This is a genomic window from Candidatus Nitrosopumilus sp. bin_7KS (genome assembly GCF_054095835.1).
In genome coordinates this window covers 339,321-355,352 of record NZ_JBSWSO010000006.1, presented here as the reverse complement: position 1 = coordinate 355,352, position 16,032 = coordinate 339,321, and the positions used below count along the sequence as shown (strand labels likewise).

General features: G+C 32.9%; 22 protein-coding genes and 1 tRNA gene. 14 read left to right on the top strand and 9 right to left on the bottom strand.

The window, feature by feature from the left end; all coding sequences use genetic code 11:
* Positions 1-54: 54 nt before the first annotated feature.
* Positions 55-618: a YkgJ family cysteine cluster protein gene (locus tag ACW9W4_RS08450; RefSeq protein ID WP_457762023.1), complete on the bottom strand. Its 564-nt coding sequence runs from the start codon at positions 616-618 to the stop codon at positions 55-57.
* A 105-nt stretch (positions 619-723) separates the two neighbouring features.
* On the opposite strand from ACW9W4_RS08450, the gene ACW9W4_RS08445 reads away from it, so the two are divergent.
* The gene (locus ACW9W4_RS08445; RefSeq protein ID WP_457762022.1) at positions 724-1,035 is read left to right on the top strand and encodes a translation initiation factor eIF-1A; all 312 of its coding nucleotides are present in this window, start codon (positions 724-726) and stop codon (positions 1,033-1,035) included.
* Positions 1,036-1,102: 67 nt separating this feature from the next.
* The gene (locus tag ACW9W4_RS08440; protein WP_179363254.1) at positions 1,103-1,297 is read left to right on the top strand and encodes a cold-shock protein; all 195 of its coding nucleotides are present in this window, start codon (positions 1,103-1,105) and stop codon (positions 1,295-1,297) included.
* Positions 1,298-1,384: 87 nt separating this feature from the next.
* On the opposite strand, the gene ACW9W4_RS08435 is transcribed toward ACW9W4_RS08440, so the two are convergent.
* Positions 1,385-1,511: transfer RNA gene (locus tag ACW9W4_RS08435), tRNA-Tyr, on the bottom strand.
* 110 nt (positions 1,512-1,621) lie between these two features.
* Here ACW9W4_RS08435 and ACW9W4_RS08430 point away from each other — a divergent pair.
* The 6 genes from ACW9W4_RS08430 (at position 1,622) to ACW9W4_RS08405 (ending at position 6,843) form a co-directional block, all read left to right on the top strand.
* Positions 1,622-2,233 carry a hypothetical protein gene (locus tag ACW9W4_RS08430; RefSeq protein ID WP_457762021.1) on the top strand — a complete coding sequence of 204 codons (612 nt, stop codon included), beginning with the start codon at positions 1,622-1,624 and terminating at the stop codon, positions 2,231-2,233.
* Positions 2,234-2,266: 33 nt separating this feature from the next.
* Positions 2,267-2,680, top strand: coding sequence for a translation initiation factor IF-5A (locus tag ACW9W4_RS08425; protein WP_457762020.1), 414 nt, complete (start codon positions 2,267-2,269; stop codon positions 2,678-2,680).
* Positions 2,681-2,793: 113 nt separating this feature from the next.
* Complete coding sequence (locus tag ACW9W4_RS08420) at positions 2,794-3,483, top strand: diphthine--ammonia ligase (RefSeq protein WP_457762019.1); 690 nt, start codon at positions 2,794-2,796, stop codon at positions 3,481-3,483.
* Positions 3,476-4,804 (top strand): signal recognition particle receptor subunit alpha, encoded by a 1,329-nt coding sequence (locus ACW9W4_RS08415; protein WP_457762018.1) that lies wholly within the window; start codon positions 3,476-3,478, stop codon positions 4,802-4,804. Before ACW9W4_RS08420 ends, ACW9W4_RS08415 begins: the two co-directional genes overlap by 8 nt.
* A gap of 21 nt (positions 4,805-4,825) precedes the next feature.
* Positions 4,826-5,965, top strand: a complete 1,140-nt coding sequence (locus tag ACW9W4_RS08410) for a tRNA pseudouridine(54/55) synthase Pus10 (RefSeq protein WP_457762017.1) — start codon at positions 4,826-4,828, stop codon at positions 5,963-5,965.
* A gap of 170 nt (positions 5,966-6,135) precedes the next feature.
* Positions 6,136-6,843 carry a hypothetical protein gene (locus tag ACW9W4_RS08405; RefSeq protein WP_457762016.1) on the top strand — a complete coding sequence of 236 codons (708 nt, stop codon included), beginning with the start codon at positions 6,136-6,138 and terminating at the stop codon, positions 6,841-6,843.
* A 32-nt stretch (positions 6,844-6,875) separates the two neighbouring features.
* Here the strand turns inward: ACW9W4_RS08405 and ACW9W4_RS08400 are convergent, their stop codons facing one another.
* Together ACW9W4_RS08400 and ACW9W4_RS08395 are read right to left on the bottom strand one after the other, a co-directional pair.
* On the bottom strand, positions 6,876-7,061 hold the full coding sequence (locus ACW9W4_RS08400; protein ID WP_179363264.1) for a 30S ribosomal protein S27ae: 186 nt from the start codon (positions 7,059-7,061) through the stop codon (positions 6,876-6,878).
* A complete protein-coding gene (locus ACW9W4_RS08395) occupies positions 7,061-7,435 on the bottom strand; it encodes a hypothetical protein (RefSeq protein WP_457762015.1) in 375 nt (124 codons plus the stop codon). The genes ACW9W4_RS08400 and ACW9W4_RS08395 overlap by 1 nt, the downstream gene beginning before the upstream one ends.
* Before the next feature lie 82 nt (positions 7,436-7,517).
* Here ACW9W4_RS08395 and ACW9W4_RS08390 point away from each other — a divergent pair, with 82 nt between their 5' ends.
* Entirely contained in the window at positions 7,518-8,078 is a 561-nt protein-coding gene (locus tag ACW9W4_RS08390) for a DUF309 domain-containing protein (protein ID WP_457762014.1), read from the top strand.
* Here the strand turns inward: ACW9W4_RS08390 and ACW9W4_RS08385 are convergent.
* Entirely contained in the window at positions 8,062-9,327 is a 1,266-nt protein-coding gene (locus tag ACW9W4_RS08385) for an alkaline phosphatase family protein (RefSeq protein ID WP_457762013.1), read from the bottom strand. The two genes, ACW9W4_RS08390 and ACW9W4_RS08385, sit on opposite strands and share 17 nt — an antisense overlap.
* Before the next feature lie 255 nt (positions 9,328-9,582).
* Between ACW9W4_RS08385 and ACW9W4_RS08380 the strand changes: the two genes are divergently transcribed.
* Both ACW9W4_RS08380 and ACW9W4_RS08375 read left to right on the top strand, forming a co-directional pair.
* Positions 9,583-10,599 carry a galactose-1-phosphate uridylyltransferase gene (locus ACW9W4_RS08380; protein ID WP_457762012.1) on the top strand — a complete coding sequence of 339 codons (1,017 nt, stop codon included), beginning with the start codon at positions 9,583-9,585 and terminating at the stop codon, positions 10,597-10,599.
* A 42-nt stretch (positions 10,600-10,641) separates the two neighbouring features.
* Positions 10,642-11,082 carry a hypothetical protein gene (locus ACW9W4_RS08375; protein WP_457762011.1) on the top strand — a complete coding sequence of 147 codons (441 nt, stop codon included), beginning with the start codon at positions 10,642-10,644 and terminating at the stop codon, positions 11,080-11,082.
* Here the strand turns inward: ACW9W4_RS08375 and ACW9W4_RS08370 are convergent.
* Genes ACW9W4_RS08370 through thiD form a run of 3 tightly spaced genes read right to left on the bottom strand, consistent with a single transcriptional unit; the run spans position 11,079 to position 13,571 of the window.
* Positions 11,079-11,516 carry a GNAT family N-acetyltransferase gene (locus ACW9W4_RS08370; protein WP_457762010.1) on the bottom strand — a complete coding sequence of 146 codons (438 nt, stop codon included), beginning with the start codon at positions 11,514-11,516 and terminating at the stop codon, positions 11,079-11,081. The genes ACW9W4_RS08375 and ACW9W4_RS08370 overlap by 4 nt on opposite strands.
* The gene (locus ACW9W4_RS08365) at positions 11,513-12,214 is read right to left on the bottom strand and encodes a nucleotidyltransferase family protein (protein ID WP_457762009.1); all 702 of its coding nucleotides are present in this window, start codon (positions 12,212-12,214) and stop codon (positions 11,513-11,515) included. The genes ACW9W4_RS08370 and ACW9W4_RS08365 overlap by 4 nt, the downstream gene beginning before the upstream one ends.
* Before the next feature lie 55 nt (positions 12,215-12,269).
* Positions 12,270-13,571: a bifunctional hydroxymethylpyrimidine kinase/phosphomethylpyrimidine kinase gene (thiD, locus tag ACW9W4_RS08360; protein WP_457762008.1), complete on the bottom strand. Its 1,302-nt coding sequence runs from the start codon at positions 13,569-13,571 to the stop codon at positions 12,270-12,272.
* A 93-nt stretch (positions 13,572-13,664) separates the two neighbouring features.
* Between thiD and ACW9W4_RS08355 the strand changes: the two genes are divergently transcribed.
* From ACW9W4_RS08355 to thiC, 3 genes are all read left to right on the top strand, one after another.
* Positions 13,665-13,856: a hypothetical protein gene (locus ACW9W4_RS08355; protein WP_179363273.1), complete on the top strand. Its 192-nt coding sequence runs from the start codon at positions 13,665-13,667 to the stop codon at positions 13,854-13,856.
* Complete coding sequence (locus ACW9W4_RS08350) at positions 13,856-14,080, top strand: hypothetical protein (protein WP_457762007.1); 225 nt, start codon at positions 13,856-13,858, stop codon at positions 14,078-14,080. Before ACW9W4_RS08355 ends, ACW9W4_RS08350 begins: the two co-directional genes overlap by 1 nt.
* A gap of 231 nt (positions 14,081-14,311) precedes the next feature.
* Positions 14,312-15,640 carry a phosphomethylpyrimidine synthase ThiC gene (gene thiC / locus ACW9W4_RS08345; RefSeq protein WP_457762006.1) on the top strand — a complete coding sequence of 443 codons (1,329 nt, stop codon included), beginning with the start codon at positions 14,312-14,314 and terminating at the stop codon, positions 15,638-15,640.
* Here the strand turns inward: thiC and ACW9W4_RS08340 are convergent.
* A complete protein-coding gene (locus ACW9W4_RS08340) occupies positions 15,623-16,027 on the bottom strand; it encodes an NUDIX domain-containing protein (RefSeq protein WP_457762005.1) in 405 nt (134 codons plus the stop codon). The two genes, thiC and ACW9W4_RS08340, sit on opposite strands and share 18 nt — an antisense overlap.
* Positions 16,028-16,032: the final 5 nt, after the last annotated feature.

The following is a 16,032-nucleotide window of genomic DNA, read 5'->3' as shown; positions in this document are numbered from 1 at the left end:
TAATGCCTTTTGAATTTTTGGCTGAATTTGTGCTAATTCCTATACTTGGGAAATTCACTCTTCTAAAATCCAACCTGATTCCAATATGCTTTGGTCCTCTATCTCTCCAACGTTTGTAGCATATCTCCAGATGACTTGAGCATCTGAAGTCATCCTCTCTTTAATTTTTAAAAGCGCTTCAGTTTCTGCATTTAGATTTCCATCTGCATTTCCATGCTCTTTGCAAAATTTACATTTTTGATCAAGTGTGATTGGCTCTGTTTCAATCAAAGGATATGCAGTACATGCAAGAGGTCTTTCATTGTATATCTTACATGGTAACCCTCCATGTGGTGATTTGTCTCCACTATCTCTATCTAAAAATGGACATGTATTCCCGTTTTTCTCAGCACCCATTAATTGATATGCTAAAATTTTTGTTGGAAATGTATTTTTATTTTCAGACATTCCAATTCTTGGTAAGATCTTAATTTCTAAATTATTTTTAATTGCAAGATTTTCAATTCTTTCTTTCTCTTCTGGTAAAATCAATACTCCTATTTTGCCGAATTTTTTACTTGGATAATACTCTCTTTCAATGCAGCATTGAGAGCACTCATCAATGCATCTAAATTCCATGTATTTTTTTATCATACTTGATAATAATCTCTTATGCTTAATTTCTGCTAATTTTTCTCATCAGATAACCCTACCAGTTATATGCTCATAATGGAAATAAGTAATATGGGTAAGCGCCAAGTAAAAAATGAGAGTGCACTAAAAGAAATTCGATTACCTGAAGAGGGTGAACTTTTTGGACGTGTTTTAAAAATGATGGGCGGAGAAAATGTCATGATAAAATGCGATGATAATATTACTCGTCGTGGAAGAATTCGTGGCAAACTAAAGAGAAGAGTCTGGATTAGAGATAATGATATTGTAATTATTGCTCCATGGGATTTCAAAGAGGATGAACGTGGTGATATTGTTTGGAGATTTACAATTCCTCAAGTTGAATGGCTCAAAGATAACAAGCACATTGCAAAAGATTTCTAATTTTCACGTGTAACTTTATTTCGTTTTAATGCTTTAGTTAATATAGTGAATATTTTATTTCCAAGTAATGTCAGAAACAGGAACTGTAAAATGGTTCAACCGAACAAAAGGCTTTGGTTTTATTGAAAGAGAAGGTGGAGACGATCTGTTTGTTCACAAATCAGATGTTGACGGATTCATCAACGAAGGCGATAAAGTCGAGTTTGTAGTAGGCGAAGGTCAAAAAGGCCCAGCAGCACAACAAGTCAAAAAATCAGCATAGGCAACAAATTTTTTAATTTAAGATTTCATCTTGTTTTCTTAAACTAGTCTATCTTTTTATTATTTTTAAATCGTTTTTAAAAAACTGTGGTCCCGCGGGACGGAATTGAACCATCGACAACCCGGTTTCTGTATGCCTGATGGGCTGTGTTTCGTTTAGCCATCTAAAGCCAACAACTACAGCCAGGAGCTCTACCAGGCTGAGCTACCACGGGACAAAAAATTTGAAGATCTCTACTATTAAAAAACTATCGTAGATGAAGCACAAATCTGATCGTCAAGATCTGTATATGCATAAATACCCTGAAAAGTTTTGCATGTAAGTATGTCCAGACTAGAACTCTCTCATCCTGGATATGTTTGTGCTCCGTATTTGCATAACCATGATTCTATTAATCTAAAAGAGATTTGGACAAAATCAAAAAATATTGAAGAAATGTACTTTGTTACAGGAACATTTTCTAGTGAAAGTAAACCTTACTTTTCTAATTCTACCAACCATTACATTTTAGCTAAATTCAAAGATAGTGGACTAATCTCAAAAGATCTTGCATCTCATAATCAAGAGAAAACATCATTTGTCTTTAACATCAAAGATGGTCTCTTTGAAAGAGAAGTTCAAGGTGATACAAATTTCATCTCTGTATATTATTTAGAATATGGGGATGAGGGGGATGATTTACAAGAAATTGCAAACCTCTTACTGAAAAGAGACAAAATTGAGATAGCCGGACTAGGAAACATGAATACATTTTGCTTAAACAGTTCAAAATTCACGTTTCCATACTCTGAAAATATTGTTGTAATTGAAGTTGCAAGCGAAAAAAGTCATCAAAGTGTAAAGAAATACTGTGATCAAACTAGACGAGATATTAATCGAAAAGGAATGACAATGACTAATTTGATGAGTCTTTCAATTCTTGAAAAACTAAAGTAGAAAAGTTAAATATTCGACCAAAAACTGTTTTTCATGAGTAAACCTTCTGACCTTGGTTCTTTGAAAATTGGATCATACATTCTATTGCCACACTCAGATCAACCTAGTGGGGAGCCATGTAGAATTGTAGAGTATGATACTTCAAAGCCAGGTAAACACGGAGCAGCAAAAGCAAGAATTGTTGGCCAAGGTGTTTTTGATGGTCAAAAAAGACCTCATGTCGGACCAGTCAGTATGCAAATTCACATCCCACTAATTAACAAAAAAATTGGTCAAATTATCTCAATTAATGGTGATACCATTCAAGTTATGGATTCAGAATCCTTTGAGACTATTGACATATCTTTGATTGATGATGAAGTAAAAGGTAAGTTGGTAAATGGTCAAAATGTAGAATACTGGGTTGTAATGGATAGAACTAAAATAATGCGTGTTAAGAACGATTGATGATGCTGATGATTATCGGAAAAGCCGTCTGATTTCGTGATGACGATTATGAGTATTGAAGCATCTTTTTCAATTAACATAAAAAATTTATTGAATTAAATATTTTTTAGATAATGAAATTAGCTTCTCTTTTTTCAGGAGGAAAAGATAGCACATATGCCATCTATCTGGCACAAAAACAAGGACATGAAGTAAAATGTCTGTTGAGTGTATTTCCAAAATCTGATGAAAGTCATTTGTTACATCATCCAAATATGAAATGGACAAAATTACAATCCGAAGTTATGGATATTCCCCAATTAACTATTGCATCCAATTCTGATGAAACTGATAATGAATTAATCCTTATTGAGAATTTATTGCAAAATGCAAAAGACCGATTCCAAATCGAGGGATTAGTTCACGGTGGAATACAAAGTAAATTTCAAAAAGATAAATTTGAAAATATTTGTTTGAAATTAAATCTAAAAGTTATTGCTCCTTTGTGGGATGCTGATCCAGAAAAATATATGAATGAATTAATTGATTTAGAATTTGATTTTATTATGACCACTGTATCCTCAGATGGATTGGATGATTCTTGGTTGGGAAAAATAATTTCAAAATCTGACATTGCCTCATTGAAACATTTGTCTGAAAAATTTGGTTTTAATTTAAATTTTGAAGGGGGTGAGGCTGAAACATTTGTAATTAATTGTCCTCTTTTTACAAACTCGATCAAAATTAATCAGTCTGAAAAAATATGGGATGGATATAGAGGAAGGTTTGAAATAGTGGATGCGGGGTTGAATTTCCATGCTTGATGGTCTTAAGGCTAGTTTAGGGGATGCAATCAAAAAAATTGTAAAATCTTCAGGTATAGATGAGGAATTAATCAAAGAATTATCAAAGGATGTTCAAAGGGCATTATTACAATCTGATGTCAATGTACGTCTTGTTTTAGAAATTACAAAGCACCTTGAGGAGCGTGCACTTAATGAGACTCCTCCTCCTGGACTCTCTCGAAAAGATCATATTGTAAAGATCCTATATGATGAACTCTCAAAATTACTGGGTAATGAATCTGAATTTGAGTTTAAACCTGATAGACAAAATAAGATTATTTTACTCGGAATTCAAGGCAGTGGTAAAACTACTGTCGCATCAAAACTTGCCAAATTTCTAACACACCAAGGATACAAAGTTGGGGTTGTGGGTGCTGATACGTACAGACCTGGAGCTTTGGTTCAACTCAAAACTATGTGTGAAAAATCAAATGTTGAAGTATATGGTGAAGAAAATAACAAAGATTCTCCAAATATTGTTAAAAATGGACTAAAACATTTTGCAGGACAAGCATTAGATGTAATTCTAATTGATACTGCTGGTCGTCATAAAGAAGAACAAGATCTTTTAGAGGAAATGGAAAGGATAAACAAAGTTGCAGATCCTGATTTAGCTTTACTAGTGATTGATGGAACAATAGGACAACAATGTTTCAATCAAGCTGAAGCATTTCATAAAACCATCCCTGTGGGAGGTGTCATTATTACTAAACTGGATAGTTCTGCAAAAGGTGGCGGTGCTCTTGCAGCATCAGCAGCTACTGGTGCACAAATAATGTACATTGGTACTGGGGAGAGAATTGATGATTTAGAAAAATTCTCACCTACTAGATTTGTTGGACGACTACTTGGCATGGGTGATATCCAAGCTGTTTTGGATTTAGCAAAACGATTAGAAAATGAGGGTGATGATGTAAGAATGAAAAGAATCTCTAGTGGAAAAATGAACATGGAAGACTTTCTTTCACAGTTAGAAGAAGTCAGCAAAATGGGTTCATTACAAGGAATTCTTGATAGCATGCCAGGACTTTCTGGAATGGTAAAGGGAGATCAAGTAGATCAAATGGAAGGCCGAGTTACAAAATGGAGATTCATAATTCAAAGTATGACCAAAGAAGAAAAAGCAGATCCTGAAGGGTTACTAAACTCATCTAGAATCAAAAGAATTTCTCGTGGTTCAGGATGGCCTGAAGGAGAAGTTAAAGAATTAATTAAAAATTACAAAAATTCTAAGAACATGATGAAAGCATCCAAAGGTCGTCAAATGCAAGGTACTCTTAGAAAATTAGGATTGGGATAATCTTTATTCCAATTTTAAAATATGTCTAATTATCAGAAAATTATTCCTATTGCAAATAAAATTACTAAAAAATATACATTATGTGATAATTGTTTAGGTAGATTATTTTCAAAAAAATTACATCTTTCATCAAATAAACTTCTTGGTAAAAAATTAAATCAAAATTCTGTCGAAAAATGTTATGTGTGTAAAAATCTATTTGATAATTTAGATCATTTTTTAAAACTAATGCTTGACAAATCTGCTGGATATTCTTTTAAAACATTTGGAATTGGAGTTATCGTAAAACCCTCAATTGTTGATAGGGATGATTTCATTAGATCTCAGTACAAACTACGGGGAATTGATAGCATCAAGACTGACATTACAAAAGAGGTGGGAAAATTATATTCTAAAGGAACAAAAAAAACATTTGATCCTTTTGATCCTGATGTTACTTTTACTATTAATTTCAAAGAAGAATTGTGTGATTTGCGTTCAAAATCTATCACTTTTTCTGGACGATATGTAAAGACTGAGCGAGGTTTTTCTCAAAAACAAAAGTCCTGTGATAATTGTTCTGGAAAAGGATGTAGAGTTTGTGATTTCCATGGTATTTCAGAATATGGTAGTGTGGAGGGCGCAATATCTAAATCCCTTTTTCAAAAATTTGGTGGTACAACTACAAAATTTACGTGGATTGGTGGTGAGGATAAATCTAGTCTTGTTTTGGGCTCTGGTAGACCATTTTTTGTAAAAATTCAAAATCCCCACAAGCAAAAGGCAAAATTCTCTGATGTTACAGTTGGTCCAATTAAAATTATTAATTTAAAACCAGTCTACGAATCTCCAAAAAAACCACTTAAGTTCAATTCTATTATCAGTGTAAAAATTACTACTGAATCTGAAATTGATTCAAATATGTTAAAGAAATTAAAAGATCTCACATTAAGTCCTGTGATGGTTTATGAAAAATCTGGAAAACGATCAGAGAAGAAAATTTTCAATGTAAAATCTAAAAAAAATTCAAAGAATCTGTTCACTCTAATTATCAAGGCTGAAGGGGGCCTTCCAATCAAACGATTTGTTACTGGAGATGACATTGTACCTGGAATTCCAACTATTGTTGATACTCCATGCGAATGTAGAGAATTTGATTTCCTTGAGATTGAAATGCAATGATAACAATTAACTAGCACTAAATATCGTAAATCATCATGCCAATGAGAAAAAAAAATAAACACATGAGACATGCTGATCAAAGGGCTGAAACTCGTAAAAAAAAGAAAGCAGGCAAACCACGTTCCTGATCTAACCAACCTTTTTACATTCAAAATTGTCGAGGTGTACTATTGGATCCGCTAGTACGTTTCAAAGATGCACATACTAAGGGAATTATTCCTGATGATGTCTTTGATTTAACCATGAAGAGATTTCCGCTAGTAATTGAAGGGATAAATCGAATTGAAAAAGCATCTGGAATTGCATATCCTATTGCATATGTTGAACCCACTCTTGTCATTTCATCCCCCAATCCTAATTCATACGAATTTGGAATCTTGTTTGCAAGAACTATTCCAGTAATGTTTGAAGAAAAATTCCAAGTCGTTATACAAATTTCTGCCCCCTTGATTGCCTATGGTCTAAAGGGAACAATTCATGCAATTTTGGCTCATGAATTTTTACATTTCTTGGATTTGATGAGAAAAATCTCTAAAATGGAATTGCTATCTGATGAAGTTTCTGGAAATTTATTTGAAAATGTTTACAGTGATGAAACTAGATTGTTTGAACCCCGTGCTGTCTTCAAAGATCGTACTTTGCTAAATCATATTACAAAAAAATTCCCTGCAGGATTCCGTGATTTTAAGCTTGAAGATAAGGTGATGAAATTCTGGGCTGAAAAAAATCTCCCAAAGACTAACATTTCTTTGGATACAAATACAGTCAAACTATCTGCTGAATCTCTTTCAAAAATAAAACTTGATCCTGCATTTATTTCAAAAATGGAGTTATTGGAAGAAAAAAGTTCTAAAATTCACAAAAAACGAATCTACTAAAATATTTTATAATTAATTTTGAAATAATTTTTTTATTGTTTAAATTCTGTCAAACCACATTTTCCACAAGTGTTTCTATCTTTATGTTGGGCCATGAAAGTTCCTTTACCACATCTAGAACATATTTTTCTGGTTCTTGATGCTTTGTCTCCTTCTACTTTGTAATATGATGCAATGCTAGGACTGGAACCTTTCTTGCCTTTTTTCTCTACAGGCATTATTCAGTTTTCTCCTCTTTTTTAGCTTCTTCTGCTGGTGCATCTGCTACTTCAGCTTCTTTTGCAGCTGCGTCAGCTTCTGCAAGTTTTGCTTTAGTTCTTTCTAGTCTTGAAAAGATTGTTGGATTGATGTGTTTTTTTGCCAATCCTTCATCATCATAAACATAGAATGTTCCTGTAATGAGGGACTTACCGACTTGAGTTCTTAATCTCATTGGGATGACGACTTTGCCATCTAACTTGAACTCTTTTGTAATCATATCTACAGCTTCTAGACTTTTGAGTTTGCCTCCCAAGCCTGCAAAATTACAAGTTAACTCTCTTCTAGATAAGAAGGAGTTGTTGACGTCTGTAATTGTCTCAATTATGGACATGTATCAAAAATCTCTGGATATTTCATATAAACCTTGATTGAAATTACAGAAGAAATTTAAGAAAATCCCTCAGTACTATATCGTGGAACGTTATTTACTGCATTTTAAAAATGAGAAATATTTGCCTCAGAATTGTAGAGAACTAGCACATAGGGCTCGAGATCTTGTATCTGACATGGATGTTTCAGTTAGACTTGCTAGAGTTGCCTCTAAATTTATTGAATTTGATGTAGCTTCAGAAAAAGTAAATCTAGATCCTCTTGTAGAAAGATTGTCTCCAATTGGAGAACTTGATAATGTAAGGCATGTTGTTGAAGAGCACATAGACAAAGACAAAGGAATTGAAGATGGGATATTTTATTTTAACAATGAACGTTTTTGGGAATGCCATGAAGCATTTGAAGGAGTTTGGAATCAGTGCTATGGGCGAGAAAAAGAACTTGTTCAAGGTATTATTCTAGTTGCAGTTGCATTTGCACATGAACAAGAAAATGAAGAAAGCATAGGTATTGGAATGTTGAAAAGAGCCTTGGAGAAATTGGGCACTTCCCCATCTATGTATTATTCAATAGATGTTGATAGAATTAGAAAAAAAGCAATTGAAATGCAGCAAGCAAAAAAACTAACTAGATTTGAGATTTAATTAATTCTAAGGCTTTTGAAACAACCTCTGCCCCTTGAAGTAATCCTATACTTCCTTTTTTTGCCTGCTCTTCAGTCATTCTAGTGGTTCCATCATTTTTGATAAAATCTCCTGAAACTAGAATTGGAACTGGGTCATCACTGTGTCCTTTGTTAATACATGGAGTTGAGTGGTCTGCAGAAATTATAATTGCAACTTTACTAGAATCAATATTTTCTACTAGTGTTTTGAAGAATCTTTGATCAATCTCTTCAATATTTTTCATTTTTCCAATTGCATCTCCGTCATGACCGAATTCATCTGGTCCTTTGAGGTGTACATAAATTGAATTTTGAGTCTCCATGGCCTTTGCAGCGACTCTAGCTTTTTCTTCATAATCTGTTAGACCTCCAGCTTCAAAGGCTTTCATTTTTAGAACCTCTGAAATTCCAAGCTCTACTGGCATATCTACTATGCATGAAAAATTCATTTCATACTTTTCATTAATTGGAATGACATCTGGATATTTGTTTCCTGCATCTCTTAACAAAATACAACTAAGTTGTTTTTTATTTTCTTCTTGTCTTTTTTTGTTAATTTGACTATTCTTCATAATTTCAATTGATTTGTCTGAAAATTCATTTACTAAATTTGCAGTAAATTTTGATTCTTCAGTATCCTCTAATGGTAAACATTTTTCAATTTTAAGAAAGTCCCCTACAGCTTTTGCAACTCCCATGCCTCCAATATTGCTATATGCTGGATCCGTATTGGTAATTCTTGAAGATAATTTTTGAGACTCTTTTCTAATTCTTACTGTAACTCTGTGTCCTATTGTTGGGGCCACTACTATTGAAACATCTGGAGATGATAGTTTGATCTTTTCTTCAATCTCTTTTGCAATTCCATCTGCATCTTCTTTTTCAATATGTCTTCCTGCCCTTCTATCGATAATTACTCCCTCATCATTTAATGTAGAATAATTTCCTCTAAGGGCCAAGTCGCCATCTTTGAAATCAATACCTATACCTATTGCTTCAATTACTCCTCTACCTGCATAATCTGCATGTTTGAATTTGTATCCTAGCATGTTGAATACTGCAATGTCTGATTCTGGAGCAATTCCTTTTCCTACTGAAATTACTTCTCCAATGGTGCCATTGCTGGCAATTTTGTCTAATGTTGGAGTATTTGCAGCCTCTAATGGTGTTTTTCCATCTAAATCAGGATGTGGAAGATCTCCTACTCCATCTAAAAGAACATAGATCATATGAATATCAGAATTATCCAAAATAGTCCCTGTTTATTCGAAATCCGATGCTCTGTTTTAAATCTTGCAACAAATTTTGCGATCAAAACAAAACAACTGTTCATGAAATTTTTAACTAAATTTTTTCATTGAAATCATTTGATGAAAATAGGATTCTCTTAATTTTTTAAAATAAAATTGGAAAATTATTTTTAAAATTGTTTTGAATAGATCTTAGTAAACGTTTTAACATACATTTTACTTCAACTAACCATTATGGGGGATATGCGCAAAGACTATGTTTCTGAGCGTTTTATGATTGTCTCAAAAAAAGATGATAAAATAATTGATCCTAAAAAATCTCCATTTGCTCCAGGTAACGAAGCTATGACAAATCCATCCGTTTTGTCTCTTGTGGCAAAAGATGGTATGTTACAACGTCTTCAAGATAATGATGATGATTATGTTAAAAATTGGGCTATACGAGTTTTTGAAAGCAAAAACCCTATCGTCTCAATTGAAACAGAAAATTCTTACAGTGACAAGCCATTTTACAGTGAACCTGCATATGGTTATCATTACATTGTAGTTGCATCGCCAAACGTCAAAGATACATTTGCAACAATAGATCCTGAACAATGGTCCAATGTGCTAGTTGTAGTTCAAGATAGATTACGATGGCTTTACACGCAAAAAGGTGTAACTTATGTTTCAATTTACGGTGACCATGGTGAATTAGGAGGCAATTCAAATCCTCATCCTCATCTTAATCTTTTAACGTTCTCAACTATTCCTCCTGTAATTGAGACTGAAGCTGAAGCATCTCATAAAATTTTGAATGAAAAAGGCGTTTGTCCAATGTGTCAGACAATAAATGAAGAAATCAGTGGTCCAAGACAGGTTCTTCAGACTGAAGGATTTATTGCATATTGCCCGTGGGCTCCTTCATATCCTTATGAATTCTGGATTTCTCCAAAAAAACACACTACTAGTTTTTCAAAAATAACTCAAAAAGAAATTAACGATTTATCATTAATTTTAAGAGCCACTCTTGGGGGATTGACAAAAACCGTAAAGAACGTATCATACAATTTGGTATTCCATCTTTCTCCTGAAAAGAAAAATAGTCGACAAATTCATTGGCATATTGAAATTTATCCAATTACAAAATCTTGGTCTGGATTAGAACGTGGATATGGTATTTTCTTAAATGATGTCTCTCCTGAACAAGCAGCAGAAAAACTTGGAGCTGCTTGCAGGAAAGAATTAGCCAACTTAGTTGGCATTGTATGATTTTTTGAATGGTTTATTTATCAACTAGAATCTGTTAGAATTATGGCAATTGAAAAATGGCTTGCAGTGACAAGTCTTGGATTATTTGCAATGTTTGCTGGTGAAATGATTTCTGTTTACAATTTTATGACCGACGTTCCAGAATCTATTGCGTTTTCAATAACTTTTGATGCTGATCCAAAAATATTCCAATTCATTTCCATTGGCGCTGCACCTGCTGGAATACTAGCTGCAGTTCCATACATCATGACAAGACAATATGGTTCAAAACCTATTGGTGGGCTGATAGTTGCAGGTGGAGTGGTCATGCTGATAGGAATGTTTGTCTCTTATTCTCTTGTTGAAAAAATTGATCCCGTCTATATCACAGATGTTGTAAAATATTCTCCTATACTGTTTATGGTATTGTCTATTCCTGTGATTGCTGTTGGTGCTTATTTGACAAAAGAAAAAAAGCGACGTCCAAAAAAAGAATTTTTCTAAATATTATCTAATCTTAATTCATTGCCTACTTGTTTGAAACCTAGTTTTTCATAAAATGGTTTTACATCCTCTGTACAATCTAAAATTGTCTTGTAACAGCCTCGATTTTTTGATATATTGATAAGATATTTCATGATTTTTTCACCAATTTTTTTACCTTGATGTTCTTTGTTCACCACTACGTCTTCAATATGTCCAACCAATCCTCCATTATGGATGAATTTTGATTCTATGAGGAGTGTTGTAGATCCAACTATTTTTCCATCTAATTCTGCAACTGCTATGATGTGATCTGGATTGGCATTAATTTTATCAAAAATTTCTTTTGCTTTAGATTTCTCAATGCCGCTTGCTTGTTTTAAAGAATCAAGTGATGTTAGGAATCCATTCCAAAGGTCATCTTCTTTTAATTCTCTAATTATTGCATCGCTCATTTCTTTCCTCGTTTTTGAGTATGTTCTTTAGCGGCTTTTTCATATGATGCTTTATTTCCTATATCTGTAAATCCGTTTTTTGTAATGAAACTGCTGACTAATTTTTTATTAGTCATGGCCTTTTTTATCACGTCATCCATTCCATATGGTTTGTTCTTTGGAATTAGATTGAGTACTTTAGGTTCCATTACATAGCAACCCATGTTTACATTGGCCTTTATCTCTGGTTTTTCTTTCCAACTTAGTACTTTGCCTGTTTTTGATACATCAATTACACCATATTCTAAATTAGTTTTGTATTCATTTAGACTCATTGTAACAAATGCTTTTTTTGTTTTGTGCTGTTTGATCATATTTCTAAGACTAAAATCAAATATTGAATCTCCGTACATACAAACAAAAGTATCATCAATGAATTCCTCTGCAGTTTTTAGTTGACCTGCAGTAGCAAGTGGTTTATTTGAAATTGCATATTCTATGTTTACTCCAAATTTCTCTCCGTCTCCAAAATAATCCTCAATTGTTTCTCGAAGATGACTTACACACAAAACAATTGATTTTACTCCGTTTTTTTTATTCCAATCTATGAGGTGCTCTAAAATTGGTTTTTTACCTAATAGTAACATTGGTTTTGGAGTTTTCTTTGTCAATGGAAGTAGTCTGGTACCTAGACCTCCTGCTAAAATTACTGTCTTCACAAATATTATTTGAAATATGACTATTTATGTTCGAGGATGTTTTTAGACTGGAATTTTATCCTGTAATTTTTGATAATTTTTTTAAAATGCTTTTGGGGTTATCTCCAAAAATTATTATCATTGGCTCTTTTCCAAAATCTCCCTTGTGAAAAATAATGTCTGGAGGGGATTTCAAATTTTTTATTGCATTTTTAATTCCCCATTCTACTGATGATCCTTTAATTTTTACATCATTGGGCTCTTTAATTCTGTCATAACTGGAAACTGATAACTTTGTTTTTTTAATTTTAGAAATTATTGATTTTTCATATTTTAAATTTATTGCAGAATAAATTTTTGGAAATTTTTTATTTACTGCAAGTAATGCGGTGGCAACATGTTTTGAGCCTCCATATGTCAGATTTCCTGCAACTATGACTTCATTTCCTGCTTTAACAATCCTTCCTGATAACCCTAAGATGTCTTTTGTAGATTTAGGTTTTGATTTTGAATATACAAAATTTGTTTGACATTCAGGAATATTTTTGTAAATATTTTTAATTTTTACAAATTCATTAATTGATTGGGATAATTCTGAATTTATCTTGTCATTGTTTTGAATATCTGTAATCTTTATTCCAATCCCAACTTTTTTTGCATTTTTAATTGAATTATATGCAAATTCTTTTGCAAATTTTATTGATTCACGAATTGTTTTCTTATTTGCTATTGCATAAATAATTGCGGCTGAATAATTACACCCACTTCCATGGTTTGTACTGCTAATTTTGTCACCTGAAATTAGATATTTTGTATTTTTCTCTAGGACAAAATCTACTATTTGGTTATTTTTCCCTTCAATTCCGGTGATTATCACATTCTTTGCTCCCATTTTTTGGATATTTTTTGCAATTTTCTCTACTGTGTTTTTTGAATTTATCTTTAATTTTGATAATATTTCAGCCTCAAATCTATTTGGGGTGATTACTGTCGCAAGTGGAATTATGTATTTTTGAAAATCTTTAATTGCTTTATTTTGTATTAGTGCTCCACCTGTTGTAGATTTGATAACTGGATCTACAACTATTGGAATTTTTAATTTTTTTAATTGCTGGTATAATGTTTTAATTATTTCAGAATTAAACACCATTCCAATTTTTATTCCGTCAATTTTAAAATCATTTAACACTGATTCGAGTTGATTTTCTAATATTTTTTTTGATACTGGTTCAATCATTCCAAAACTTGATGTATTTTGACCTGTAATAGCAGTGATTACTGTTAATCCATATGCTCCAAATTCTGAAAATGACTTTACATCACTTTGAATTCCAGCTCCTGATGATGGGTCTGATCCCCCGATAGAAAGTAGATTCATTATATTTTCTTAGTTTAAAGTACTAATCTGTATTTCCATTTAACGTAAGTTTTTGTAATATCTATTTTATACTTGAATGCCTATCTTTCTTTGATGACAAAAATCCCTATGGTGGATGATGCTACTCCTGACACACTACAGTGTACTACTTGTCTCTTACCAATGCAGTACCAAACAATAAAGGATGATAAATTTCTCTGGCAATGTTTCAAATGTGGCAAGCAATATCTTATTTCAAAAAATATGGATGATACTATGGAGGAGAGCTGGAGTCCACCAAGATAATGGATGTCTCTGAATTAAATTCTCTAAAATTTGAAAATAAAAAACTACGAAACTACATTTCACTAGTTTATGCTGAAATTGAGTTATCTCAACGCCTCTATGAAATAAAACAAAACTTTGCAGATTCTCCTGATTCTAAACGTATTATCGTGCCTATTGTGGATAGAATTTCTAAAATAAAGTTAGAAAAACAAGTTTTAGAAAATGAATTAAAACTGGTGTAATGGTTATGATGTTTGAGTTACACAATCAAAAGAACAGAATTCATCTTTCATACTGTAGAATTCTCTCCCACAATGTCTGCATTCTCTAATTGCTCTCACATCCTCTAATTGCACTTTCTGGCATAAAAGGTCGATCATTTTTCTTAATATAGTGCCAAAGAGTTTTGATGCGATCAGAACATTTCATGATTTTCACGATTGTTTAAATCAGGTAAAAACATTGTATACGTTATGGCAACCCAAATGACTTCTGCAAGACGTGGAGTGGCAACTGATGAAATGAAACAAGTTGCAAAAGATGAGGACGTTTCACTTGAATGGTTAATTCCTAAAATTGCAAAGGGCTCGATAATTATTCCAAGCAATAATGTGAGACCTCAAAAAATTCATAATGTCGGAATTGGTAAGGGTTTGAAAACTAAAGTTAATGTTAACATTGGAACATCTACATTAAATGTAAATCTTGAGGAAGAAGTAGAAAAAGCTAAAGTTGCAATAAAATATCATGCAGACACTATCATGGATCTCAGTGATGGTGGCGATGTTAAAAAAATACGTCGAACACTGATGGATGCTGCACCAATTACTTTTGGAACTGTTCCAATTTACGAAGCTTACAATTATGGAGTCGAAGTCCACAAGAATCCTTTGAATTTAACTGAAGATGATTACATCAAGGCATTTGAAAATAATGCAAAAGACGGAGTTGACTATACTACAGTTCACTGTGGAATTACAAAAGACATTGCAAAAAGAATTCTCAAAGTTCAACGATATGGTGGAGTTGTAAGTAAAGGTGGTACAATTACTGCTGCTTGGATGTTAAAACATGATAAAGAAAATCCATACATCACTCATTATGATTACATGATGGAAATAGCCAAAAAGTATGATGTTACATTTAGCCTTGGAGATGCATTGCGACCAGGCTCGATTTTAGATTCTCATGATGAATTACAAGTTCAAGAGATGATTAACATCTCTAGATTAACTAAACGTGCACATGAACAAGATATTCAAGTGATGGTTGAAGGACCAGGACACGTTCCATTAAATGAGGTTGCTGCAAATGTTAGACTTGCAAAATCTCTAATTGGTGATGTTCCATATTATGTTCTAGGTCCATTAGTAACTGACATTGCATCTGGACATGATCATATTGCCAGTGCAATTGGTGCAGCAGTTTCTGCAAGTGAAGGTGTAGATCTTTTATGTTATCTTACTCCTTCTGAACATTTAGCATTACCAAATGCTGATGATGTGAAGGCTGGATTAATTGCATATAGAATCGCAGCTCATGCTGGAGACCTTGTAAAGATTCGTGACAAAGTTATCAAATGGGATATGGAGATGACTGAAGCACGACGTACACTGGATTGGGAGAAACAACTAGCATTATCTATTGATCCTGAAGAGGCTGCAAAAATTCATAGTAGAACCGGTCAGCATCCTGGCAATAATGTTCCTTGTACTATGTGTGGTGGTGCGTGTGTCTACATGATGTTGCCACAACAGAAAAAATACGAAAAAGAAAATGAAAATTTACAACAAGTTGAATAATACTTTCTGAAGGCTTGGCACTGTTTCATAATTTTCTAATTCTTCAATGTTAATCCATTTGAATTCTGAGTTCTCCCAGTTTAGTTTGATTGTGGGGTTGCTTGATTCAAACAAAAATGGGAATATTTCCCATTCGTGATTTTTGTACTGGGGTGAATGAATTTTCATTTTTTCACTTGCTTTGATTAATGTAATTTTGTCTTCTGTGATTCCCGCTTCCTCAAAAATTTCAATTTTTGCTCTTGAAAGAGGCTCTTCATTATTTTCAATAATTCCACTAATTCCTGCCCATAATCCTTTCATTGATTTTACTTTATCACTTCGCTTGAGAATTAGTAATTTTTCATTATCTTTAATGAATGATGTAACGATCTTTGTAGAACGCATGTCGA